This is a genomic window from Pseudomonas sp. SORGH_AS_0211, from assembly GCF_031453455.1.
Taxonomy (GTDB): Bacteria; Pseudomonadota; Gammaproteobacteria; order Pseudomonadales; family Pseudomonadaceae; genus Chryseomonas; species Chryseomonas aestiva.
Genome location: NZ_JAVIZV010000001.1, coordinates 3665591 through 3687726, shown reverse-complemented (window position 1 = coordinate 3687726; position 22136 = coordinate 3665591). Strand labels below are relative to the sequence as shown.

The 22136-nt window shown below is 67.6% G+C and carries 21 protein-coding genes, 1 other RNA gene and 1 pseudogene; 13 read left to right on the top strand and 10 right to left on the bottom strand.

Annotated elements, in window-relative coordinates:
* Nucleotides 1–48: 48 nt before the first annotated feature.
* From QE393_RS17065 to QE393_RS17055, 3 genes are read left to right on the top strand one after another with little or no spacing between them, the layout of a single operon-like run.
* Nucleotides 49–1167, top strand: coding sequence for an ABC transporter substrate-binding protein (locus tag QE393_RS17065; protein WP_208692899.1), 1119 nt, complete (start codon nucleotides 49–51; stop codon nucleotides 1165–1167).
* On the top strand, nucleotides 1164–2222 hold the full coding sequence (locus tag QE393_RS17060) for an iron ABC transporter permease (protein ID WP_310044807.1): 1059 nt from the start codon (nucleotides 1164–1166) through the stop codon (nucleotides 2220–2222). Before QE393_RS17065 ends, QE393_RS17060 begins: the two co-directional genes overlap by 4 nt.
* The gene (locus tag QE393_RS17055) at nucleotides 2219–3016 is read left to right on the top strand and encodes an ABC transporter ATP-binding protein (RefSeq protein ID WP_310044804.1); all 798 of its coding nucleotides are present in this window, start codon (nucleotides 2219–2221) and stop codon (nucleotides 3014–3016) included. Before QE393_RS17060 ends, QE393_RS17055 begins: the two co-directional genes overlap by 4 nt.
* A 19-nt stretch (nucleotides 3017–3035) precedes the next feature.
* On the opposite strand, the gene QE393_RS17050 is transcribed toward QE393_RS17055, so the two are convergent.
* Both QE393_RS17050 and QE393_RS17045 read right to left on the bottom strand, forming a co-directional pair.
* A non-coding RNA gene (locus tag QE393_RS17050) (sX9 sRNA) lies at nucleotides 3036–3111 on the bottom strand.
* A 61-nt stretch (nucleotides 3112–3172) separates the two neighbouring features.
* A complete protein-coding gene (locus QE393_RS17045) occupies nucleotides 3173–5299 on the bottom strand; it encodes a TonB-dependent siderophore receptor (RefSeq protein WP_273808132.1) in 2127 nt (708 codons plus the stop codon).
* A 233-nt stretch (nucleotides 5300–5532) separates the two neighbouring features.
* Here QE393_RS17045 and QE393_RS17040 point away from each other — a divergent pair, with 233 nt between their 5' ends.
* The 3 genes and pseudogenes from QE393_RS17040 to QE393_RS17030 all read left to right on the top strand — a co-directional run bounded on the left by QE393_RS17040 (nucleotide 5533) and on the right by QE393_RS17030 (nucleotide 8210).
* Nucleotides 5533–6480, top strand: coding sequence for a class I SAM-dependent methyltransferase (locus QE393_RS17040; protein WP_273808131.1), 948 nt, complete (start codon nucleotides 5533–5535; stop codon nucleotides 6478–6480).
* 405 nt (nucleotides 6481–6885) lie between these two features.
* Nucleotides 6886–7329: an NfeD family protein gene (locus QE393_RS17035; RefSeq protein WP_273808130.1), complete on the top strand. Its 444-nt coding sequence runs from the start codon at nucleotides 6886–6888 to the stop codon at nucleotides 7327–7329.
* Nucleotides 7330–7356: 27 nt separating this feature from the next.
* A pseudogene (locus tag QE393_RS17030) lies at nucleotides 7357–8210 on the top strand (SPFH domain-containing protein).
* 25 nt (nucleotides 8211–8235) lie between these two features.
* Here QE393_RS17030 and QE393_RS17025 read toward each other — a convergent pair.
* Nucleotides 8236–8457: a VF530 family DNA-binding protein gene (locus QE393_RS17025; protein ID WP_027598793.1), complete on the bottom strand. Its 222-nt coding sequence runs from the start codon at nucleotides 8455–8457 to the stop codon at nucleotides 8236–8238.
* Between the two features lie 207 nt (nucleotides 8458–8664).
* On the opposite strand from QE393_RS17025, the gene QE393_RS17020 reads away from it, so the two are divergent.
* From QE393_RS17020 to pcaC, 7 genes are all read left to right on the top strand, one after another.
* Entirely contained in the window at nucleotides 8665–9513 is an 849-nt protein-coding gene (locus QE393_RS17020; protein WP_183633880.1) for a CoA transferase subunit A, read from the top strand.
* Nucleotides 9514–9516: 3 nt separating this feature from the next.
* Entirely contained in the window at nucleotides 9517–10302 is a 786-nt protein-coding gene (locus tag QE393_RS17015) for a CoA-transferase subunit beta (protein WP_273808126.1), read from the top strand.
* A complete protein-coding gene (gene pcaF / locus QE393_RS17010) occupies nucleotides 10299–11513 on the top strand; it encodes a 3-oxoadipyl-CoA thiolase (RefSeq protein WP_273808125.1) in 1215 nt (404 codons plus the stop codon). Before QE393_RS17015 ends, pcaF begins: the two co-directional genes overlap by 4 nt.
* Before the next feature lie 215 nt (nucleotides 11514–11728).
* Entirely contained in the window at nucleotides 11729–13021 is a 1293-nt protein-coding gene (locus tag QE393_RS17005; RefSeq protein WP_310044801.1) for an MFS family transporter, read from the top strand.
* 16 nt (nucleotides 13022–13037) lie between these two features.
* Nucleotides 13038–14396 (top strand): 3-carboxy-cis,cis-muconate cycloisomerase, encoded by a 1359-nt coding sequence (locus QE393_RS17000; protein ID WP_310044798.1) that lies wholly within the window; start codon nucleotides 13038–13040, stop codon nucleotides 14394–14396.
* Between the two features lie 16 nt (nucleotides 14397–14412).
* The gene (pcaD, locus tag QE393_RS16995; RefSeq protein WP_310044796.1) at nucleotides 14413–15201 is read left to right on the top strand and encodes a 3-oxoadipate enol-lactonase; all 789 of its coding nucleotides are present in this window, start codon (nucleotides 14413–14415) and stop codon (nucleotides 15199–15201) included.
* Nucleotides 15202–15212: 11 nt separating this feature from the next.
* Nucleotides 15213–15608 (top strand): 4-carboxymuconolactone decarboxylase, encoded by a 396-nt coding sequence (pcaC, locus tag QE393_RS16990; protein ID WP_017642968.1) that lies wholly within the window; start codon nucleotides 15213–15215, stop codon nucleotides 15606–15608.
* Between the two features lie 942 nt (nucleotides 15609–16550).
* On the opposite strand, the gene QE393_RS16985 is transcribed toward pcaC, so the two are convergent.
* The 7 genes from QE393_RS16985 to pqqA form a co-directional block, all read right to left on the bottom strand.
* Nucleotides 16551–17957 (bottom strand): ATP-binding protein, encoded by a 1407-nt coding sequence (locus tag QE393_RS16985; protein ID WP_310044795.1) that lies wholly within the window; start codon nucleotides 17955–17957, stop codon nucleotides 16551–16553.
* A gap of 104 nt (nucleotides 17958–18061) precedes the next feature.
* A complete protein-coding gene (locus tag QE393_RS16980) occupies nucleotides 18062–18601 on the bottom strand; it encodes a GNAT family N-acetyltransferase (RefSeq protein ID WP_310044793.1) in 540 nt (179 codons plus the stop codon).
* Between the two features lie 163 nt (nucleotides 18602–18764).
* A complete protein-coding gene (gene pqqE / locus QE393_RS16975) occupies nucleotides 18765–19916 on the bottom strand; it encodes a pyrroloquinoline quinone biosynthesis protein PqqE (RefSeq protein WP_310045646.1) in 1152 nt (383 codons plus the stop codon).
* Between the two features lie 22 nt (nucleotides 19917–19938).
* Complete coding sequence (pqqD, locus tag QE393_RS16970; RefSeq protein WP_273808116.1) at nucleotides 19939–20214, bottom strand: pyrroloquinoline quinone biosynthesis peptide chaperone PqqD; 276 nt, start codon at nucleotides 20212–20214, stop codon at nucleotides 19939–19941.
* Nucleotides 20211–20960 (bottom strand): pyrroloquinoline-quinone synthase PqqC, encoded by a 750-nt coding sequence (pqqC, locus tag QE393_RS16965; protein ID WP_133862264.1) that lies wholly within the window; start codon nucleotides 20958–20960, stop codon nucleotides 20211–20213. The genes pqqD and pqqC overlap by 4 nt, the downstream gene beginning before the upstream one ends.
* A 5-nt stretch (nucleotides 20961–20965) precedes the next feature.
* Nucleotides 20966–21877: a pyrroloquinoline quinone biosynthesis protein PqqB gene (gene pqqB / locus QE393_RS16960; protein ID WP_310044792.1), complete on the bottom strand. Its 912-nt coding sequence runs from the start codon at nucleotides 21875–21877 to the stop codon at nucleotides 20966–20968.
* A gap of 55 nt (nucleotides 21878–21932) precedes the next feature.
* Complete coding sequence (gene pqqA, locus QE393_RS16955) at nucleotides 21933–22004, bottom strand: pyrroloquinoline quinone precursor peptide PqqA (protein WP_003243383.1); 72 nt, start codon at nucleotides 22002–22004, stop codon at nucleotides 21933–21935.
* Between the last annotated feature and the right edge of the window lie 132 nt (nucleotides 22005–22136).

Genomic DNA, 22136 nt, shown 5'->3' with positions numbered 1-22136 from the left:
AGATTATGAACAGGCTCCTGGAGCGGGTGCAGACGTCCAAGGGGTTCCATGAAAGGTTTCGCTCGCAGCGGGCAGTGGGCTGTCCGGCTGGTAACGCTTATCGCTTGCTTTCTGATTGCTCCGGCCTTTGCCGAGACCCGCCAGGTCACCGACGTCCTCGGCCGCACGGTGACCATCGAGGCGCCGGCCAAGCGCGTGGTACTGGGCTTCCACTATGGCGACTACCTGGCGGTCGGCGGCGAGCAGGCCTTCGACGCGGTGGTCGGTGTCTCCCGCGGCGCCTGGGAGCGCAAGGTGCCGGCCAACTGGGCGCTCAACGTCGCCCACCGCCCCTCCCTGGCCAGCCTTCCCGATGTGGGGGAGACGGAAAACAACAGCTTCTCCGTGGAAAAGGTCCTCGCCCTCAAGCCGGATCTGGTGGTCTTGGCCGCCTGGCAATTCCAGGCGCTGGACAGCGAGGTCAAGCGCCTCGAACAGCTCGGCATCCCGGTGGTGGCGATCGACTACAACGCCCAGACCCTGGAGCGCCACCTGGCCTCCACCCGCCTGCTCGGCGTCATCACCGGCCAGGAGGCGCGCGCCGCCGAGCTGGCCGACTTCTATGCCAAGGTGGTGCAGGACATCCAGACCCGTATCGCCGCGGCCAATCGCCCGAAACCCCGGGTCTACGCCGAGTTCGGCAACAAGGGGCCGGCCGAATACTCCTTCACCTATGGTCGCAACATGTGGGGCGCCATGGTCACCCTGGCCGGTGGCGACAACATCGCCGCGCCCTTCATCCAGTGGTGGGGAGTGATGAATCCGGAGCAGGTGCTCATGGCCCAGCCGGAGGTCATCTTCATCTCCGGGCGCGAGGACAACAGCAATCCCACCGCCTTGCCCATGGGCCCCGGCGTCACCGCGGACGATGCCCGCAGTCACCTGCGCGCCTTCATGCAGCGACCGGGCTGGGCCAATCTGCCGGCGATCCGCGACGGGCGTCTCTATGGCGTCTACCAGGGCGCCTCGCGCAGCCTGGAGGACTTCGCCATGCTGCAGTTCATCGCCAAGCAGCTCTATCCGGATCTGTTCCAGGACGTGGATCCCATGGCCAACTACCGCGAATACTATCGCCGCTACATGCCGATCCAGCCCCAGGGCACCTTCGCCATAGGCCTGACGCCATGAGCGAGGCCGCGAGCGCCAGCCACGGCAACGCCATCGCCGAGCAACGCGCGCGCGAGCGCCGCCGCTGGCGCGCCTGCGGGGTGTTTCTGCTGCTGACCCTGGCGGGTCTGGTGCTGGACATCGCCACCGGGCCCTCGCTCCTGTCGCCGCTGGAGGTGCTCAAGTCGCTGACCGGTCTCGGCGAGCGGCAGCCGATGACCGACGCCATCGTCCGCGACCTGCGCCTGCCGGTGGCGCTGATGGCGCTGGCGGTGGGCGCCGCCCTCGGCGCGGGCGGGGCGCAGATGCAGACGTTGCTCAACAACCCCATGGCCAGCCCCTACACCCTGGGCATGGCCGCCGCCGCCGGCTGTGGCGCCGCCCTCAGCCTGGCATTGGGCAGCTTCGGCCTGGGCGTGCTGATCGGGGTGCCGCTGGGCGCCTTCGCCTTCGCCATGCTGGCGGCGCTGTTTCTCTTCGCCCTGGCCTCGCTCAAGCGCACCGGCAGCGACACCATCATCCTCGGCGGCATCGCCCTGCTGTTCCTCTTCCAGTCGCTGCTGTCGCTGGTGCAATTCCTCTCCTCGCCGGAGCTCTCGCAGCAGATCCTCTTCTGGCTGTTCGGCAGCCTCGGCCGCGCCACCTGGACCACCCTGGCCATCGTCGCCGGGGTGACCCTGCTGTGCTGCCTCCTGCTCTTGCGCGATGCCTGGAAACTGGCCGCGCTGCGCCTGGGCGAGGCGCGGGCCGAGAGCCTCGGCGTCGACATCCGCCGGCTGCGCCTCAAGGTGCTGATCCTGGTGGCGGTGATGACCGCCACGGCTACCAGCTTCGTCGGGGTGATCGGCTTCGTCGGCCTGGTCGCGCCCCACATCGCCCGCTGGCAGGTCGGGGAGGATCAGCGCTTCCTGCTGCCGCTGTCGGCCATCTGCGGTGCCCTGATGCTGTCCTTCGCCTCCGTGCTGTCCAAGTCCATCCTGCCCGGGGCGCTGTTTCCGGTGGGCATCGTCACCGCCATCGTCGGGGTGCCCTTCCTGCTCTGGCTCATCTTCGCCCCACGCAGGTCCAGCCCATGATCCGCCTCCAGGACCTCGCGCTGAAGCGCGGCGACCGCACCGTGATTTCCGGACTCTGCACCGAGCTGCACGCGGGTCAGGTGCATGTGATCCTCGGCCCCAACGGTACCGGCAAGACCACCCTGCTGCGCGCCCTGGCCGGTGACCTGCCGCTGGCGGCCGGCCAGATCGAGCGCGGTGCGCGGCGGCTGGTGGCGGGGGCTTCGCTGCGCAGTCAGCGGGATGGCTGGCGCCAGGGCGTGGCCTATATGCCCCAGGATTCCTATGCCGAGGCGGCGCTGTCGGTGCTGGAGACGGTGGCGCTGGGCAGCCTGGAACGGCTGACCCTGCACCTGGACGACGAATTGCTGGAACGGGCGCTGGGCAAGCTCGACGAGGTGGGTATCGGCCACCTGGCGTCGCGCCAGCTGGGCGCCCTGAGTGGCGGCCAGCGGCAACTGGTGTTCTTTGCCCAGGTGCTGATGCGCGAGCCCGAGGTGATGCTGCTGGACGAACCGGTCAGCGCCCTGGATCTGCGGCACCAGATCAACCTGCTCGATCGGGTACGCCACGAGACCCGGCTGCACCAGCGGGTGACCGTCGTGGTGCTGCACGACCTCAACCTGGCCTGCCAGTACGCCGATTCGCTGCTGGTGCTGGTCAACGGTGGCCTGCTGGCCGCCGGCCGACCCGCCGCCATCGTCACCGCCGACCTGCTGGAAGCCACCTACGGCGTGGCGGTGGACATCCTCCACGACCGCCAGGGCCGCCCGGTGGTGCAGCCGCTGACCGGTCAGGCCTTCAGCGAGGCCTGACTCGATAGAGCCACAAAGCGGCTAACAAAACGTAGCGAGCGGCTGTCAGGCGGGTGCGCGCGGCGCGCAGGAGCCGCAGTGTACAAGCAGTACATGAGGACTCCGAGCACTGCACGCGCCCGCCTGGCGGACGCGCAGTAGTTTTGTTGGGTGCTTTTAGAAGGTGTAGGTGAAACCGGCCTGCACGGTGCGCGGCTCGCCCGGATAGCTGTAGGCGTTCCAGGAGCTCTCGTCGTAGCCCTTGGCGAAGACGTTGCGCACGTCCAGGTTCAGCCGCAGGTGCTCGTCGACCTTGTAGAAGCTCAGCAGGTCGGTGACCGTGTAGCTGTCCATCGTGTAGTCGCTGACCGCGGTCTTCTGGCCTTCGCGCTCACCCACGTACTTGAGGTTGGCGCCTAGCCCCAGGCCGCGCAGCACGCCTTGGTGGAATTCGTAGACGTTGAGCAGGTTGACGGCATTGCGCGGGATGTTGGTCAGGCGGGTGCCGCGGGCCAGGGTGTTGTCCTTGGTGACCTCGGCATCGGTGAAGGCGTAGCCGCCGAGGATGCGCCAGTTGGGCGTCAGGTCGCCGGTCACGTTGACTTCGAAGCCGCGGCTGCGCACCTCGCCGGCGGCGACGTTGAAATTTGGATCGACCGGGTCCAGGGTCAGGACGTTTTCCTTGACCGTGTGGAAGATCGCCGTATTGACGCTGAGGCGGCCGTCCAGCGCCGCCCACTTCATGCCCACTTCGTAGGCCTTGCCTTCCTCGGGGTCGAAGCCGCCGCCCAGGCGCGCCGCGCCGGTGTTGGGCTTGAACGACTTGGAGGCGCTGGCATAGAGCGCCAGTTCCGGGGTGAGGTCATAACTGACGCCCAGGCGCGGGGTGACGGCGTTATCGGCGTTGGACCAGCTCTGACCACCGGCGACGAAGTTGTCGTAATCATGCTCGAAGCGCTCCAGGCGCACGCCACCCAGCACCTTGAGGCGCTCGGTGAGGGCGATCTGGTCCTGCACGAAGGCGGCCCAGGTCTTGAGGGTCTCGTGGTCGTGGGTGGGCGTACGGGTCAGGGCCGGGCGCGGCTGGCCGAGGACCGGATCGACCAGGTTGACCGGATAGGCGTTAACACTGCCCGATGAGCGCTGGATGATCGACTGATAGTCGTAGTCTTCCACCTCGATCCCGGTGATCAGGGTGTGGCCGAGGCCAAAGGTGTCGAAGCGACCGGTCAGGTTCAGCTGCAGGTCGCGATCGCTCCACTCCAGCTTGCGGTAGTTGAAGTTGCGGCCCAGGGTTACGCCGTCGGGCTGCACGCCGTTGGCTTCCACGGCATTGCCCTTGAGGCTGCCGTCCAGGTACTGGAAGCCGCCGGCCAGGGTCCAGGCGTCGTTCAGCTGGTGCTCGAAGCGCAGCTGAAAAGCCTCGCTGTCGCTGTGCAGCAGGTTGGTGGTGCCCTTTTCCCAGGCATTGGTGGAGCGACTGGCCTCGGCGCGCTGGGTCAGGTAGTTGGTGCGACCGCGATCCAGCGGGGCGTTGCTGCGGATGATGTCCGCCTCGAAGGTGATGAGGGTGGCATCGGTGGCCTGCCAGCTCAGCACCGGGGCGACTTCGTAGCGCTCGGTGTGCACGTCGTCACGGAAGCTGTCGCCGCCTTCGGCGATCAGGTTGAGGCGATAGGCCAGGCGACCGTCTTCATCCACCGGACCGGTGGTGTCCAGGGTGCCGCGACGCAGGCCCTGGTCGGTGAACTGGCTGCCGAGGGTGGTCTTGCGCTCGCCCAGTGGCTGCTTGGTGACCACGTTGAAGGTGCCGCCCGGATCGCTGCGGCCATAGAGGGTCGCCGCCGGGCCGCGCAGGACCTCGACCCGCTCCAGGGTGGCGGCATCCGGCGCGCTGGGATAGCCGCGGTTCATGGGGAAGCCGTTGCGGAAATACTCGGAGCTGGTGAAGCCGCGCACCGTGTAGCTGGTCAGGCCCTGGCCACCGAAGTTGTTGCCACGGCCGACGCCACCGGCCTGGTCCAGCGCCTGCTGCAGGCGGGTGGCGGAGAGGTCGTCGAGGGCTTCGCGGGAGACCACGCTCACCGACTGGGGCGTCTCGTGCAGCGGGGTGTCGGTGCGGGTCGCACTGCTGGACCGTTCCGCCTTGTAGCCCTGCACCGGACCGGTGGGCGATTCGGCCGCCCCGACGATGGTGAGATCGGACAGCGCCTGGGGCGAATCTTCCGCCTGCTCCTGGGCATGACCGGCGAGGGGGAGGGCACAGAGGGGCAGCAGATAGAGAGCAGGGACCAGCCGGCGCATTGTTATCGTCCTGGGGTTCGGGGAGGCGGATTCTAGAGCGGCTTGTAAACTGGATACAACTGCGAGTCGTTACCGCCTGAGACATATTTTCATCGGACTGGTCGGTTCGTTGGCGACGGCGCGCCCCAATACCTTCGTCGCCAATCGCCGGCAGACGTCTGGCGGGCCTGAGCCGGGAGGCGAGCCCGGCACTTTTGCCGTAGCATGCCGCTCCTTTGCCGTCGTGACCGCCCATGAATACCGCCACCCTTGCCCACCTCTCCGAGCTGCTTCTCGCCGCCCTCGATTCGCCACCCGCCGAGGCGCGCCGGTTGGTGCACGGCCGTGGCCGACTGCTGCCGGGGCTGGAACAACTCACCGTGGACTGGCTGGAAGGCGTGGTGCGGGTAGGGCTGTTTCGCGAATTGCCCGCGGCCGAGCTGGACGCCCTGCGCGCGACCCTGGCGGCCTTGGGCGAGACCCCGGCGTGGCGCGCCAGCGGCGCCCGCAGCCTGCTGCTGCAGCATCGCTATCGCCTGGACGCCGCCAGCGAGGCGCTGATCGGCGCGCCGGTGGGCGAGCACGTCATCCACGAAGACGGCCTGAAGTTCGGCCTGGACCTCACCCGCCACCAGAACATGGGGCTGTTCCTCGACATGCGCCTGGGCCGCCGCTGGGTGCGCGAGCAGGCCGCCGGTCTGCGCATCCTTAATCTGTTCGCCTACACCTGTGGCTTCTCGGTGGCCGCCCTGGCCGGCGGCGCGGCCCAGGTGGTCAACCTGGACATGGCCCGCGGGCCCCTGACCCGCGGTCGCGAGAATCACCGGCTCAATGGCCATGAGCTGGGCAAGGTCAGCTTTCTCGGCCATGAACTGTTCAAGTCCTGGGGCAAGGTGCGCAAGCTGGGGCCCTATGACCTGGTGATCGTCGATCCACCCAGCTTCCAGCAGGGCAGCTTCGCCCTGACCAAGGACTACGCGCGCATCCTGCGCCGCCTGCCCGAACTGCTCACCCCCGGTGGCCGGGTGCTGGCCTGCGTCAACGACCCCGGCGTGGGCGCGGACTTCCTCATCGCCGGCATGGCCCAGGAAGCACCGGGACTGGCCTTCGTCGAGCGCCTGGCCAATCCGCCGGAATTCGCCGACGAGGACCCCGAGGGCGGCCTCAAGGTGCTGGTGTTCCAGCAGGACCAAGCGTCGTAGGTTGGGTTGAGCGCAGCGAAGCCCAACGGTGCCCGGTTTCGACCCCGCCCTGTTGGGCTTCGACGATAAGGCCGTCTCAACCCAACCTACGGAATCCGCCCGTAGGTTGGCGCCGAGCGCAGCGAAGCCCAACGGTCCCCAGGTTCAACCCCAGTTCGTTGGGCTTCGACGGTGGAGCCGTCTCAACCCAACCTACGGAACCCGTCCGTAGGTTGGGTTGAGCGCAGCGAAGCCCAACAGTCCCCAGGTTCAACCCCGGTTCGTAGGGCTTCGACGGTGGCGCCGTCTCAGCCCCACCTGCGCGACAGGGCGCCACTTCATCGGCCGCTCGGTACCACTCGGAGGCCCTGGTGGCGGATGAGCGCAGCAGCAGCCATGCTGTGGCGTTACCTGGAAGGAGCGGCAATGGACGTGCAATGGTGGTACTGGCTAGTGCTGGGCGTCGGCCTGATGCTGAGCGAATTGGTGGTGCCGGCCTTTTTCCTGATCTGGTTCGGCCTGGGCGCCCTGTTGGTCGGCGTGCTGCTGCTGGCACTGCCGGCCCTGGCGCTGGCCGTGCAACTGCTGGTCTGGAGTCTGGCCTCGCTGGTGGCGGTATTTCTCTGGTTTCGCTATGGCAAGGACCGGGGCAAGCCCGGTGAGGACTGGAGCGCCGACGTCCATCTGGGCGAGATCGGCCTGCTGGTCGCGGCGGTCGGCCCCTTCGCCCGCGGCCGCGTGCGCTTCCAGAAACCCATCCTCGGCAGCGATGAATGGCCCTGCCTGGCCGATGCCGAGATCGCGGCCGGCGAGCGGGTTCGGCTGCTCGCCTTCGAAGGCAACCTGGTCAAGGTCGCCCGTCAATCCTGACGTCTTCCACCTGTAGAGACATACGCCATGAGTGTCAGCCTTATCGTCGCCCTGCTGTTGCTGGTCTTCATCGTCGTCACCGTCGCCAAGGGCGTGCGGCTGGTGCCCCAGGGGCAGGAGTGGATCGTCGAGCGCCTCGGCAAGTACCGCACCACCCTCAAGCCCGGGCTGAATTTCCTCATCCCCTACATGGATCAGGTCGGCTACCGCCTCAGCACCAAGGACCTGATCCTTGATGTGCAGCAACAGGAGGTCATCACCCGCGACAACGCGGTGATCCTGGCCAATGCCCTGTGCTTCGCCAAGATCGTCGATCCGGCCAAGGCGGCCTATGGCGTCGAGGACTACGCCCAGGCCATCACCAGCCTGGCGATGACCTCGTTGCGGGCCATCATCGGCGAGATGGAGCTGGACCAGGCACTGTCCTCGCGGGACGAGATCAAGGCACGGTTGCGGATCAGCATGGCCGAGCAGACCGTGGACTGGGGCATCACCGTCAAGGCGGTGGAGGTGCAGGAGCTCAAGCCGACGCCCTCGATGCAGGCGGCGATGGAAATGCAGGCGGCGGCCGAGCGGGAGCGCAAGGCGGTGGTGACCCGCGCCGAGGGCGCCAAGCGGCCGCCATCCTGGAGGCCGATGCCCGTCTCGAAGCGGCCAAGCGCGACAGCGTGGCCCAGGTGACCCTGGCGCAGGCCTCCGCCGCCGCCCTGAGCAAGATCTCCGAAGCCGTGGGCAGCGACCCGACTCCGGTGCTCTATCTGCTGGGCGAGCGTTATATCAATGCCATGGAAAAGCTGGCCACCAGCGACAACGCGAAGACGGTGGTCTTGCCGGCCGATATCCAGCAGACGCTGCGTGGCCTGCTGGGGACCAAATCCTAAATCCGTTAGTTGTGCGGGGCCTGCCTTAGCCCTGCTTCGGCAACCGCCGATAGAGCTGCTCGACCTTTTCCCGTGCCCAGGGTGTGCGGCGTAGGAAGGTCAGGCTGGATTTGATACTGGGCTCATGGGTGAAGCAGCGCAGCGGGATGCGGCGACCGAGTTCCTCCCAGCCGTGATGCTCCACCAGGCGGGTGAGCAGGGCTTCGAGGGTGATGCCTTCGAGGGAGGCGCGGGGCTTGTCGGACATCGGCTGGGCTCTGGATGAGGGGAGCCCAGTGTAGCCGCTGCCACAGCGCGCTGCGCATCGAGGTGGTCGACGGTCCACGGAACGATGCTGTTCGATAATCGAACTGTTAGTCGATTATCGGATTGTTTGCGTGGATGGGCCTTTGTAGTCTGACTCCAGACCGCCGCACCGGGCGGCGCCGACAACAAAGACGCGAGTCGACAATCCATGGCCCAGATCCTGTCCCTGAGCGAAGCCATCCAGCGCTTCGTCCACGATGGCGAGACCGTCGCCCTCGAAGGTTTCACCCATCTCATTCCGACCGCCGCCGCCCACGAGCTGATCCGCCAGAATCGGCGCGACCTGACCCTGGTGCGCATGACCCCCGACCTGGTCTATGACCTGCTGATCGGCGCCGGCTGCGCCAAGCGGCTGATCTTCTCCTGGGGCGGCAACCCCGGGGTCGGCTCCCTGCACCGCTTGCGCGATGCGGTGGAAAAGGGCTGGCCGCACAAGCTGGAGATCTCCGAGCACAGCCACGCGGCCCTGGCCAACGCCTATGTCGCCGGCGCCTCCAACCTGCCGTTCGCCGTCCTGCGCGGCTACCAGGGCTCGGATTTGGCCAAGGTCAATCCGGACATCAAGTTCATCGCCTGCCCCTTCACCGGCGAGCAGCTCGCCGCGGTGCCCAGCGTGCGCCCGGACGTCACCGTCATCCATGCGCAGAAGGCTGATCGCCAGGGCAACGTGCTGATCCAGGGTATCCTCGGCGTGCAGAAGGAGGCGGCGCTGGCCGCCCAGCGCTGCATCGTCACCGTGGAAGAGCTCGTCGACGACCTCCAGGCACCGATGAACGCCTGCGTGCTGCCGACCTGGGCGCTCAGCGCCGTCTGCGTGGTGCCGGGCGGGGCGCACCCGTCCTATGCCCACGGCTACTACGAGCGGGATAACCGCTTCTACCAGGCCTGGGACCCGATCGCTCGCGACCGCGACACCTTTACCCAGTGGATCGACACCTACATCCGCGGTACCGCGGACTTCGCCGCATTCCAGGCGAAGCTGGCTGCGGAGGCCTGAATCATGAGCGACTTCACCACCAATGAAATGATGACCGTGGCCGCCGCGCGCCGCCTCGGCAATGGCAGCGTCTGCTTCGTCGGCATCGGCCTGCCGTCCACCGCGGCGAATCTCGCGCGCCTGACCCATGCGCCGGACGTGGTGCTGATCTACGAATCCGGTCCCATCGGTGCCAAGCCCTCGGTGCTGCCGCTGTCCATCGGCGACGGCGAACTGGCCGAGACCGCCGACACCGTGGTGCCCACCGGCGAGATCTTCCGCTACTGGCTGCAGGGCGGGCGCATCGATGTCGGCTTTCTGGGCGCGGCCCAGGTCGATCGCTTCGGCAACATCAACACCACGGTGATCGGCGACTACCACCAGCCCAAGGTGCGCCTGCCGGGCGCCGGCGGCGCGCCGGAGATCGCCGGCTCGGCCAAGGAGGTGCTGATCATCCTCAAGCAATCGCACCGCAGCTTCGTCGACAAGCTGGCCTTCATCACCTCGGTGGGCTTCGGCGAGGGTGGCGATCACCGCCAGCAGCTGGGTCTGCCGGGCAAGGGTCCGACCGCCATCATCACCGACCTCTGCATCATGGAGCCGGAAGCCGGTACCCACGAATTCGTGGTGACCGCCCTGCATCCCGGCGTGACCCGCGAGCAGGTGGTGGCCGCCACCGGCTGGGCCATCCGTTTCGCCGACCAGGTCGCCACCAGCGCGGCGCCGACGGCGACCGAACTCGTGGCCCTGCGTGACCTGCAGGCCCGGACCAATGCCGCCCACGGCGGCCAGAAAGGAGCTGAGGAATGAGTCGCCCCGTCTATATCTGCGACGCCATTCGGACCCCCATCGGCCGGCTCAACGGCGGTCTCTCGGCGGTACGCGCCGATGACCTGGCGGCCATTCCGCTCAAGGCGCTGCAGGAGCGCAATCCCCAGGTGGACTGGACGGCGGTGGACGAGGTGTTCATGGGCTGCGCCAACCAGGCCGGTGAGGACAACCGCAACGTGGCACGCATGGCGGTCTTGCTGTCGGGACTACCGGAAACGGTGCCGGGCGTGACCCTCAATCGCCTCTGCGCCTCGGGCATGGAAGCGGTGGGCCAGGCCTATCGCGCCATCGCCTTGGGCGAGATGGAGCTGGTGATCGCCGCCGGGGTGGAATCCATGACCCGCGCGCCCTATGTGATGGGCAAGGCCGACAGCGCCTTCGGTCGCGGCCAGAAGCTGGAAGACACCACCCTGGGCTGGCGCTTCATCAATCCGGCGATGAAGGAGACCTATGGCGTCGACAGCATGCCGGTCACCGGTGACAACGTCGCCGCCGACTATGGCGTCAGCCGCGCCGACCAGGACGCCTTCGGCCTGCGCAGCCAGCAGCGTGCCGCCGCGGCCCAGGAATCCGGCTACTACGCCGAGGAAATCGTCCCGGTGACCCTCTCGGGCAAGAAGGGCGACGTGGTGGTGGCACAGGACGAGCATCCGCGTCCGGATACCACCGCCGAAGGCCTGGCCAAGCTCAGGCCGGTCAACGGCCCGGACCGGACCGTGACCGCGGGCAACGCCTCGGGGCTCAACGACGGCGCCTCGGCGATCATCCTGGCCTCGGCGGAAGCGGTGCAGAAGCACGGCCTCACGCCCCGCGCCCGGGTACTGGGCATGGCCAGCGGCGGGGTGGCGCCGCGCATCATGGGCGTCGGTCCGACCCCGGCAGTGCGCAAGCTGCTCAAGCAACTGGACCTGTCCATCGAGGCCTTCGACGTCATCGAGCTCAACGAAGCCTTCGCCGCCCAGGGCATCGCCGTCCTGCGCGAGCTGGGCGTGGCCGACGACAGCCCCAAGGTCAATCCCAACGGCGGCGCCATCGCCCTGGGTCATCCCCTGGGCATGAGTGGCAACCGCCTGGTGCTCACCGCGGTGCACCACCTGGAAAAGACCGGCGGCCGCCTGGGGCTCGCCACCATGTGCGTGGGCGTCGGCCAGGGGTTGGCACTGGCGGTGGAGCGGGTGGACGGGATCTGAGGCAAATCGCGGCCATGGGCCGCTCCTACAGGTACGGCACCTGTAGGAGCGGCCCATGGCCGCGATTCTCGGGGCCGATCGTAGAGCCCGTGCTGAGCAAATCACCAAATCTCGTTCACCCCATGCCCATCATCCCCTGTAACCGCGTGTGTCTCTGCGGGTCCGATGGCGGTAGGCTGTCCTCCGTCCATCCATACCTATAATTAAGGATCTCCATGAGCACTCACCCGCATTACAGCTTCGAGGAGCGCAAGAAGCGCATCTTCGCCATCGTCGGCGCCTCGTCCGGCAACCTGGTGGAATGGTTCGACTTCTACGTCTACGCCTTCTGTTCCATCTACTTCGCCGCCGCCTTCTTCCCGAAGAGCGATCCCACCGTGCAGCTGCTGAGCACCGCCGGCGTCTTTGCCGCGGGCTTCCTGATGCGGCCCCTCGGCGGCTGGATCTTCGGGCGCGTCGCCGACAAGTACGGCCGGCGCACCTCCATGGTCATCTCCATCCTGATGATGGGCGCCGGCTCCCTGGCCATCGCCTGCCTGCCCACCTATGCCAGCATCGGCGTCGCGGCGCCGGCCCTGCTGCTGCTCGCGCGCCTGCTGCAGGGAATCTCGGTGGGCGGTGAATACGGCACCACCGCCACCTACATGAGCGAGGTGGCGCTGCGGGGCCAGCGCGGCTTCTTCGCCTCCTTCCAGTACGTCACCCTGATCGGCGGCCAGTTGCTGGCGGTGCTGGTGGTGGTGATCCTGCAGCAGGTCCTGAGCGATGCCGACCTGCGTGCCTGGGGCTGGCGGATTCCCTTCCTGGTCGGCGCCGCCGCGGCCGTGGTCTCGCTGTTCCTGCGTCGTTCGCTGGAAGAGACCACCACCGCCGAGACCCGCGCCAACAAGGAGGCCGGTACCCTCAGCGGCCTGTTCAAGCACCACAAGGCGGCCTTCTTCACCGTGCTCGGCTACACCGCGGGCGGCTCGCTGATCTTCTATACCTTCACCACCTACATGCAGAAGTACCTGGTCAACACCAGCGGCATGGACGCCAAGACCGCCAGCGCCGTGATGACCTGTGCCCTGCTGGTGTTCATGCTCATGCAACCGCTGTTCGGCATGCTCTCCGACCGCATCGGTCGGCGCGCCTCCATGCTGCTGTTCGGCGGCCTGGGCACGGTCTGCACCTGGCCGATCCTCACCGCGCTGGCCAGCGTCCAGAGTCCCTTCCTGGCCTTCCTGCTGATCTGCCTGGCCATGGCCATCATCAGCCTCTACACCTCCATCAGCGGCCTGGTGAAGGCGGAGATGTTCCCGCCGGAAGTACGGGCCCTGGGCGTGGGCCTGTCCTATGCGGTGGCCAATGCCATCTTTGGCGGCTCGGCGGAATTCGTCGCCCTGAGCTTCAAGACCCAGGGGCATGAAGAGGTCTTCTACATCTATGTCTCGGTGATGCTGGCGGTGGCCTTCCTGGTCAGCCTCCGGCTGCCGCGGCAGGCCACCTACCTGCATCACGACCACTGAGCCCCGAGGAGTCCCCATGTCCAACCTGCTGTTCGACGCCTATTTCACCCAGGTCGCCATGCGCGCGGTGTTCTGTGACCGGGGGCGACTGCAGGGCATGCTGGACTTCGAGGCCGCCCTGGCGCGCGCCGAGGCGGCGGTGGGGGTGATCCCCCAGGCGGCGGTGGCGCCCATCGCCGCCGCCTGCCGCGCCGAACGGTATGACCCGGCCGAGCTGGCCCGGGCCGTGGTCAGCGCCGGCAATTCCGCCATTCCGCTGGTCAAGGCCCTTGGCCGGCAGATCGCCACCCGGGATCCGGAGGCCGAGCGTCATGTGCATCGTGGCGCCACCAGCCAGGACGCCATGGACAGCGGCCTGGTGCTGCAGATCCGCCAGGCGCTGGACCTGCTGGACGCCGATCTGGCGCAACTGGCCGGGGCCCTGGCCGCCCAGGCCGAGCGCCATGCCGCTACCGTGCTGGCCGGCCGTACCTGGCTGCAGCACGCGACACCGGTAACCCTGGGTATGAAGCTGGCCGGAGTGCTGGGCGCCATCACCCGGCACCGCCAGCGCCTGGCCGAGCTGCGGCCACGGGTGCTGGTGCTGCAATTCGGCGGTGCCTCGGGCAGCCTGGCCGCCCTGGGCGATCAGGCCCTGCCAGTCGCCGAGGCCCTGGCCCGGGAGCTGGAACTGAGCCTGCCGGAGCAACCCTGGCACACCCAGCGCGATCGCCTGGTCGAGGTCGGCGCCTGGCTCGGCCTGGTGGCCGGCAGCCTGGGCAAGCTGGGCCGCGACCTGTCGCTGCTGATGCAGACCGAAGCCGCCGAGGTCTTCGAGCCCTCGGCGCCGGGCAAGGGTGGCTCCTCCACCATGCCGCACAAGCGCAATCCGGTGGGCGCGGCGGTGCTGATCGCCGCCGCCACCCGCGCGCCGGGTCTGGTCAGCACCCTGTTTTCCGCCATGCCCCAGGAGCACGAACGCAGCCTGGGCCTCTGGCACGCCGAGTGGGAAACCCTGCCGGAGCTGTTCTGCCTGGTCTCCGGCGCCCTGCAGCAGGCCCAGGCCATCGTCGCCGGCATTGAGGTCGATGCCGCGCGGATGCAGGCCAACCTGGAACTGACCCATGGCCTGGTGCTGGCCGAGGCGGTCAGCATCGCCCTGGCCGGACGGCTAGGGCGCGAGGCCGCCCACCACCTGGTGGAGCAGAGCTGCAAGCGCGCCGTCCAGGAGGGGCGTCACCTGCGGCAGGTGCTGGGCGATACGCCGGAAGTGACCGCCGAACTCTCCAGCGCCGAACTGGATCGTCTGCTGGACCCCGCCCATTACCAAGGGCAGGCCCGCGCCTGGGTAACCCGCGCCCTGGCCGAACACCGCACCCTGCTTGCCCATCCCTAGACCAGAGGACTGCCTGATGCCCAGCGTACGTCTCGCCGATGGCGACCTGAACTACCGACTGGAGGGCCCCGAGGGCGCTCCCGTACTGATCCTGTCCAACTCCCTGGGCACCCATCTCGCCATGTGGGACGACCAGGCCGCCGCCTTCAGCGAGCGCTTTCGCCTGCTGCGCTACGACACCCGGGGCCATGGCGCCTCCCTGGTGACGCCCGGCCCCTATCGCATGGACGGGAACGGCCGTGATGTCCTGGCCCTGGCCGATGCCCTGGGCATCGACCAGTTCGCCTTCTGCGGCCTGTCCATGGGCGGCTCCATCGGCCAGTGGCTGGGCATCAACGCCCCCGAGCGGATCACCCGTCTGGTGCTGTGCAACACCGCCGCCAAGATCGGCACCCCCGAGGTGTGGAACGGGCGCATCCAGACCGTGGAAGCCGGCGGCGAGCAGGCCATGCGCGACCTGCGCGACGCCTCCATCGGTCGCTGGTTCACCCCCGACTTCGCCAGCGCCGAGCCGGACCGGGTCGACCGCATCGTCGCCATGCTCGCCGGTACCTCGCCCCAGGGCTATGCCGCCAACTGCGCGGCGGTGCGCGACGCCGATTTCCGCGAGGTGCTGGACGCCATCCGCGCGCCGACGCTGATCGTCGCCGGCAGCCACGACGCCGTGACCACCCCGGCCGACGGCCGCTTCCTGCAGGAACGCATCCCGGGCGCCGAGTACGTCGAGTTTCCCGCCGCCCACCTGTCCAACGTGCAGATGGGCGCTGCCTTTACCCAGCGCGTGCTGGCCTTTCTGAGCGCCTGAAGGAGTCGATCTTGGACGAAAGAGAACGTTATGAAGCCGGCATGCAGGTCCGCCGCGCGGTGCTGGGCGACGCCCACGTCGATCGCAGCCTGGAAAAGCTGACCCCCTTCAACGAAGAATTCCAGGAGATGATCACCCGCCACGCCTGGGGCGACATCTGGACCCGCCCGGGCCTGCCGCGGCACACCCGCAGCCTGATCACCATCGCCATGCTGATCGGCATGAACCGCGAAGGCGAACTGCGCCTGCACCTGCGCGCCGCGCGCAGCAACGGGGTGACGCGGGAGGAGATCAAGGAGTTGATCATGCAGAGCGCCATCTACTGCGGCATCCCGGCAGCCAATGCCACCTTCCACCTGGCGGAGGCGGTGTGGGATGAGTTGGGGGTGGAGTCGCTGGAGGGCTGAGTGTCCCCCTCTGCCGCCCCCTTGAGTGTCCCCCTCTGCCGCCCCCTTGAGTGGCGCCCGCTGGAGTGATCTGGTGGGCGTCGTTGTTTGGGACGGGCGTAGGACGTAGGTTGGGTTAAGCGAAGCCAAACGCTTTGGGCATTTGATCAATGCCCAGGCGAATTACCGAGAGCTTTGAAAGTTTTGGTTTCGCCCACCCGGGCGAGTCACTTTTGCCAGTCGCGGCAAAAGTAACCAAAAGCGCTTGCCCCACGTTTCGGCCCTTCGCTGCGCTCCAGGTCCCCTCGTTCCGGCGCCGCTCCGGGGGTACGGCACGAAGGGGCCTCCTGCCCCTCGCGCCTTGCTCGGCGTCCTGCCTCGCATCCCCCTCCGCGACACCTGCACTCGGCCTCACTGACGGGGCGGGACGCCAGCCCGAGGCTGAGGTGTTTACAAGCGGAGCCAGAGCGATTCGTAGCGTGGAAAACCGCGCAGCGTTTTCCACTGTTGGGCACCGACACCATTAGTGGACAAGGCGTTGCCGTTGTCCACGCTACGGGCTTTTGTGGCTTTTCAGCCAAAACTTTCAGGCTGGCGAATCGCCCCGTTCAGGAGGGCGAACGCCAGCGTCGTGGAGTGGGTCGAGCCGTATGGATGCGGCGAGAGGCCTAACGGGCCATGGACGGCCCGTGTAGGCCGACCCCGGAGCGGCGCTGGGGTGAGTGGACCCGGAGCGTAGCGTAGGGCCGGATGGTCGGAGCAAGCGTTTTTGGTTACCTTTGTCCGGGGCGCGCAGTCGCGACTGGCAAAAGTGACTCGCCCGGGTGGGCGAAACAAGAGCCGCAAGCAGACCACGATAAACGGCTAGGGCATCTATAACCCCAGCCGCAATCCGTTGGGCTTCGCTAACGCTCAACCCAACCTACAAAAACGCCCCAACCTAGGCCAGGGGCGGCAGGCCTCTTACTTAGCCACTACCCGCGTAATCCGATCTCCCTCGGCATCATCCTGCCCCTTGGCCTTGTTGACCGCGTAGACCACGCCCTTGGCGTCCACCACCGCATGGTTGGGATAGGTGCCCAGCTCCAGGTTGGCCTTGATGGTGCCGTCAGGGTCGACCACGGTCAGGGTGCCGGCGCCGCGGTTGGTGACGTAGGCCAGGCGCTTGACCGGGTCGAAGGCCACGTTCAGCGCCCCGGCGCCGGTGGTGACGTTGTGCAGGGTCTGGCCGGTCTTGGCGTCGACGATCAGCAGGTTGTCGCTGCCCTGGGCGGTGATGAACAGGCGATCGGTCCTGGGATCGTGGGCCACGCCCATGGGGGTCCTGGCGCCCTGGATCGGGAAGACCTTCTCGACGGTCTCGGTCTTGGCGTCGATCACCGCGGCCTCGTTGGTCTTCAGGCTGACGGCATAGAGCTTGTGCACCGCCGGGTCCAGGTGCATGCCGACCACGGCGAACTGCTCGCCGCGCACGCCCGACTCGATGGTGATGTGCTTGCGCACGGCCGGGGTCCTGGCATCGAAGCTGACGATGTCCGGGGTCATGGCCGCCGAGGCGAAGGCGCGGTCGAGTTTCTCGTCGACCACCACGGTGTGGGCATGGGGCACGAGGCCGGGTTCGAATTGCCTAACCAGGCCCAGGTCGCTCTGGCGATAGACCGCCACGGTGTTCTGCCGGGTGTTGGAGGTCCAGACGGTGCCGTTGCGGTCGTCCACGCCCACGCCGTAGACGGCGTAGACACCGGCGTCCGCGCCGGGAGCGGCGGCCGGGGTGATCTGGCGTTCGATGGCCAGGTCTTTGGGGTCGAGCTTGAGCAGTTGCGAGACCTTGACCGGCGGGCGGCCCACGGCCGAGGTGACGAAGAGGGCGCCGGTCTTGGCGCTGCTGTCCACCTGGTAGAGGCCGGGGACCAGTTTGACCGCGGTGAGGCTATAGGCATCGGCGCCGGATAGCGGCACCACCGGCGAGACCTTGAGCGGGAAGACCGCGGCGCCCGAGGGCTGGGCGGTGCTGATGACGATGGGGTGCTGGCCGGGGGCGGCGTCTTCGGGGATGCGCAGGGTCGCCTTGAAGTTGCCCTGGGCGTCGGCCACGTAGGCGGCGTCGGGGTTGAGCGCCACGCCGCCGCGCGACAGGGTGATCTGCTGACCGGGGGTGAAGCCGCGGCCGTCCAGCGCGACCTCGCTGCCGGCCAGGATGGCGGTGCCGGTGACGGGGCTGGCCTTGATCTCGCCGTGGTAGTCCGGATCGGGGGCTTCGAAGCTGGAACGCGCCTGGGCGGCTTGCCCACCCAGTGCCAGCAGGGCGGCCAACAAGGTAACGGAAAAGACGCGCCGGCCCTTGGCCGAAGACGCTGGAGCGATGTTCATCAGGGATTCCTTGTAGCGGCGATCAAGATACCCGCGCCAGAGCGCCGGGCAGCGGAGGCCCTCCTGGGCTAGACCATGTTAAGGCGAAAGCGAAATACTTGCATTTAGATTTGCAAGGTTTGGGCGTGCTCGGCTTCCGGGGTATCGAGGGTGCGCTGCATCAGGCAGGCGCCATCGCCATAGCCGGCCAGCTTGGCCTTGAGCGCGGCGTCGGCGGGAACCGGATGGTAGTGATGGCGCTGCCAGTAGCCGATGGCACCGGACAGGGACACCAGCCGCCCCTGGCGCAGGCGGGCACGCCGGGCCTGGCCCTTGGCATGGCGATAGAGCCGCCCGGCCACGCCCTGGCCCTGGGCCTCGGGGTGCACCGCGCAATCGTGCAGGAACCAGGTGGAGGCCTCGCTCGGCAGCTGCTCCAGGCGAGCCCCCAGCACCGGTGGCAGGCCGTCGTCCCAGGGATAGGCGATCAGATAGCCGCGCAGGCGATCCTCGGCATCGGTCGCCGCCCAGCAGTGTTCCGGGGCGAGTTCCAGGCGATTGACGTAGAAGGCGCGGTCTTCGAGCAGGTCGGCGGGGTAGGTGGCCGCCTGGATATCGAGAACGGCAGGGATATCGGCAGGGCGCAGCGGGCGTATCGAGGGCATGACGACGAGGCGAAAAGGTCCGGCCGGGCAGTATGGTCACTGCCCGGCCGGGAGGCAAATGCCTCGGAGCCGTGGGTGGTGAGTCCCGTTGGCCAGCCTGCGCCTTGGCGCGAGGGACCGGATTCCGCCGGCGACCTCGGCATGTCTGGCGCCGCCCATGACTTCAAACCTTGGCGATCAGCCGCGAATTGCGCTCGTTGCGGAACTGCAGGTCCTCGATCCGCTGGGTCGCGGTCTCGGCTTCCTGGCGGGCGGCGAGGATAAGGTCGTGGTGCGGCGACTTGGCGCAGACCGGGTCGGCGTTGCGCGCATCGCCGGTGAGCATGAAGGCCTGGCAGCGGCAGCCACCGTAGTCCTTTTCCTTCTCGTCGCAGGAGCGGCAGGGCTCGGGCATCCAGTCGTAGCCGCGGTAGACGTTGAAGCCGAAGGAGTCGTACCAGATGTGCCGCAGATCCTGCTCCTTCACGTTGGGGAAGGCGATGGGCATCTGCCGGGCGCCGTGGCAGGGCAGGGCGGTGCCGTCCGGCGTGATGGTCAGGAACAGCTTGCCCCAGCCATCCATGCAGGCCTTGGGACGCTCTTCGTAGTAGTCCGGGGTAACGAAGATCAGCTTGCAGGGATGGTTCTCGGCCTTGAGGCGCGCGCGATATTCGTTGGTGATGCGTTCGGCGCGCTCCAGCTGGGCTCTGGTTGGCAGGAGACCGGCGCGATTGCGCTCCGCCCAGCCATAGAACTGGCAGGTGGCGAGTTCGACGAAGTCGGCTTCCAGCGCCAGGCAGAGGTCGATGATCTGGTCGATGCGATCGATGTTGTGCCTGTGGGTGACGAAGTTGAGCACCATCGGGTAGCCACGGGCCTTGACCGCCTTGGCCATGGCCAGCTTCTGGGCGAAGGCCTTCTTCGAGCCGGCCAGCAGGTTGTTCACCTGTTCGTCGCTGGCCTGGAAGCTGATCTGGATATGGTCCAGGCCGGCTTCCTTGAATTCGGCGATGCGCGCCTCGGTGAGGCCGATGCCGGAGGTGATGAGGTTGGTGTAGTAGCCCAGCCGGCGCGCCTCGCGGATCAGCTCGGCGAGGTCCTGGCGCACCAGGGGCTCGCCCCCGGAGAAGCCGATCTGGGCCGCGCCCATCTCCCGTGCCTCGGCCATGACCTTGAACCACTGCGCGGTGGTCAGCTCGCGCCCCTGGGCGGCGAAGTCCAGCGGATTGGAGCAATAGGGGCACTGCAGCGGGCAGCGATAGGTGACCTCGGCCAGCAGCCACAGTGGCAGGCCGACATTCGGTTTGGCCACTACCGGCGGTTGCGGCAACTGCATGGGCGTGCCCGGCAGGCTGGTGTCAGCCGAGCAGGAGCCAGTGCTCTGCACGGGCGACCTCCATGAATTGTTCAACGTCCGCGCCCAGCTCGGGCACGCCGGGGAAGCGTTCGTCGAGGGCTTGGATGATGGCGGCCACGTCACGCTGGCCGTCGATCAGCCCGCCGATGGCGGCGGCGCTGTCGTTGAGCTTGATCATGCCCTCGGGATAGAGCAGCACATGGGCGTCCTGCGCCGGCTCGAACTGGAAGCGGTAGCCGGGGCGCCAGCGCGGCACCTGGGTGCGGTCGAAGCTCATAGGTCGATTCCTCGGTGCCAGCGGCGCTCGGCGGTGACACTGTGGTAGGGCGGGCGGTGCAGTTCGTAGGCCATGCTCATGGCGTCGAGCATGCTCCAGAGGATGTCCAGCTTGAACTGCAGGATCTCCAGCATGCGCTGCTGGGACTCCCAGGTGGTGTAGTGCTGCAGGGTGATCTGCAGACCGTGTTCGACGTCGCGGCGGGCCTGGCCCAGGCGGGTGCGGAAGTACTCGTAGCCGGCCGGATCGATCCAGGGGTAGTGGGTCGGCCAGGCGTCCAGCCGCGACTGGTGGATCTGCGGCGCGAACAGCTCGGTCAGGGAGCTGCTGGCGGCCTCCTGCCAGGAGGCGCGGCGGGCGAAGTTGACGTAGGCGTCCACCGCGAAGCGCACCCCGGGCAGCACCAGTTCCTGGGAGAGCACCTGCTCGCGATCCAGGCCGGTGGCCTCGGCCAGGCGCAGCCAGGCCTCGATGCCGCCTTCGCTGCCGGGCTCGCCGTCGTGGTCGAGGATGCGCTGCACCCACTCCCGACGGATCTCGCGATCCGGGCAGTTGGCCAGGATGGCGGCGTCCTTGAGCGGGATGTTGACCTGGTAGTAGAAGCGATTGGCTACCCAGCCCTGGATCTGCTCGCGGCTGGCGCGACCCTGGTACATGGCCACGTGATAGGGATGGTGGATATGGTAGAGGTCGCCCTTGGCGCGCAGGGCAGCTTCGAATTCGGCGGGAGTGAGGGCGTTGGGCATGGCGTTCACAACTCGATGGACATCCCGTCCCAGGCGACTTCCACGCCCTGGCGCTCGACGATGGCGCGCTCGGGGGAGTCTTCGTCCAGGATCGGATTGGTGTTGTTGATGTGGATCAGCACCTTGCGCTGGCGCGCGAAGCCGGCCAGCACTTCCAGCATGCCGCCGGGACCGCTCTGCGGCAGGTGACCCATCTCGGTGCCGGTCCGGGTGCCCACGCCGCGACGCTGCATCTCGTCGTCGGTCCAGAGGGTACCGTCCACCAGCAGGCAGTCGGCCTGGCCCATCAGCTCCAGCAGGGCGGCGTCCGGCTGGCCCAACCCCGGGGCGTAGAAGAGCTTGCCACCGGTACGCCGGTCATGAACCAGCAGACCCAGGTTGTCGCCGGGGTGCGGATCGTGGCGATGGGGCGAGTAGGGCGGCGCGGCGCTGCGCAGCGGGAAGGGCGTGAATTCCAGATTCGGGCAGGCCGGAATGGTGAAGCTGCCGCTCAGGGCGATGGGCTGCCAGCTGAGCCCGCCGTTCCAGTGTTCGAGCATGTTGAACAGCGGAAAGCCGGTGGTGAGGTCCTGGTGGACCATCTCGGTGCACCAGACCTGGTGGGGGCAGCCTTCCCGCAGGCTGAGCAGGCCGGTGGTGTGGTCGATCTGGCTGTCCAGCAGGACGATAGCGCGGATGCCGGTGTCACGCAGGGCCCGCGCCGGCTGCAGCGGGGCGAAGCCGGCCAGCTGGGCACGGATGTCGGGCGAGGCGTTGCACAGGATCCAGTTCACCCCGTCGTCGGACAGGGCGATGGAGGACTGGGTACGGGCCTGGGCCCTGAGGGTGCCCTTGCGGAAGCCGTCGCAATTGACGCAATTGCAGTTCCACTGGGGAAAGCCACCGCCGGCGGCGGAGCCGAGAATCTGGATATGCATGGGAAAGGCTAAACCTGGAAAAAGTACGCCCCGGCGAACCGGGGCGTGGGGCGCATCAACGGTTGGCGAAGTACATGGTGACTTCGAAGCCGATGCGCAGGTCAGTGTAAGCAGGCTTGGTCCACATGGGAGGTCTCCTCTTTTGACTGCGAAAGCCGGATGGATCCGGTCGTCAAGTCTAACAAATGTTACCTAGCTAAGGGTTTTTGCCGCGACGAATCGCTGGCGGTCCGGCGGACATAACTGTCTTACCGATCCT

Excerpts from the sequence above, each read along its gene's own strand:
- QE393_RS17065 (WP_208692899.1), top strand. The coding sequence starts at position 49 with ATGAAAGGTTTCGCTCGCAGCGGGCAGTGGGCTGTCCGGCTGGTAACG.
- QE393_RS17060 (WP_310044807.1), top strand. The coding sequence starts at position 1,164 with ATGAGCGAGGCCGCGAGCGCCAGCCACGGCAACGCCATCGCCGAGCAA.
- QE393_RS17055 (WP_310044804.1), top strand. The coding sequence starts at position 2,219 with ATGATCCGCCTCCAGGACCTCGCGCTGAAGCGCGGCGACCGCACCGTG.
- QE393_RS17045 (WP_273808132.1), bottom strand. The coding sequence starts at position 5,299 with ATGCGCCGGCTGGTCCCTGCTCTCTATCTGCTGCCCCTCTGTGCCCTC.
- QE393_RS17040 (WP_273808131.1), top strand. The coding sequence starts at position 5,533 with ATGAATACCGCCACCCTTGCCCACCTCTCCGAGCTGCTTCTCGCCGCC.
- QE393_RS17035 (WP_273808130.1), top strand. The coding sequence starts at position 6,886 with ATGGACGTGCAATGGTGGTACTGGCTAGTGCTGGGCGTCGGCCTGATG.
- QE393_RS17025 (WP_027598793.1), bottom strand. The coding sequence starts at position 8,457 with ATGTCCGACAAGCCCCGCGCCTCCCTCGAAGGCATCACCCTCGAAGCC.
- QE393_RS17020 (WP_183633880.1), top strand. The coding sequence starts at position 8,665 with ATGGCCCAGATCCTGTCCCTGAGCGAAGCCATCCAGCGCTTCGTCCAC.
- QE393_RS17015 (WP_273808126.1), top strand. The coding sequence starts at position 9,517 with ATGAGCGACTTCACCACCAATGAAATGATGACCGTGGCCGCCGCGCGC.
- pcaF (WP_273808125.1), top strand. The coding sequence starts at position 10,299 with ATGAGTCGCCCCGTCTATATCTGCGACGCCATTCGGACCCCCATCGGC.
- QE393_RS17005 (WP_310044801.1), top strand. The coding sequence starts at position 11,729 with ATGAGCACTCACCCGCATTACAGCTTCGAGGAGCGCAAGAAGCGCATC.
- QE393_RS17000 (WP_310044798.1), top strand. The coding sequence starts at position 13,038 with ATGTCCAACCTGCTGTTCGACGCCTATTTCACCCAGGTCGCCATGCGC.
- pcaD (WP_310044796.1), top strand. The coding sequence starts at position 14,413 with ATGCCCAGCGTACGTCTCGCCGATGGCGACCTGAACTACCGACTGGAG.
- QE393_RS16985 (WP_310044795.1), bottom strand. The coding sequence starts at position 17,957 with ATGAACATCGCTCCAGCGTCTTCGGCCAAGGGCCGGCGCGTCTTTTCC.
- QE393_RS16980 (WP_310044793.1), bottom strand. The coding sequence starts at position 18,601 with ATGCCCTCGATACGCCCGCTGCGCCCTGCCGATATCCCTGCCGTTCTC.
- pqqE (WP_310045646.1), bottom strand. The coding sequence starts at position 19,916 with ATGCAGTTGCCGCAACCGCCGGTAGTGGCCAAACCGAATGTCGGCCTG.
- pqqD (WP_273808116.1), bottom strand. The coding sequence starts at position 20,214 with ATGAGCTTCGACCGCACCCAGGTGCCGCGCTGGCGCCCCGGCTACCGC.
- pqqC (WP_133862264.1), bottom strand. The coding sequence starts at position 20,960 with ATGCCCAACGCCCTCACTCCCGCCGAATTCGAAGCTGCCCTGCGCGCC.
- pqqB (WP_310044792.1), bottom strand. The coding sequence starts at position 21,877 with ATGCATATCCAGATTCTCGGCTCCGCCGCCGGCGGTGGCTTTCCCCAG.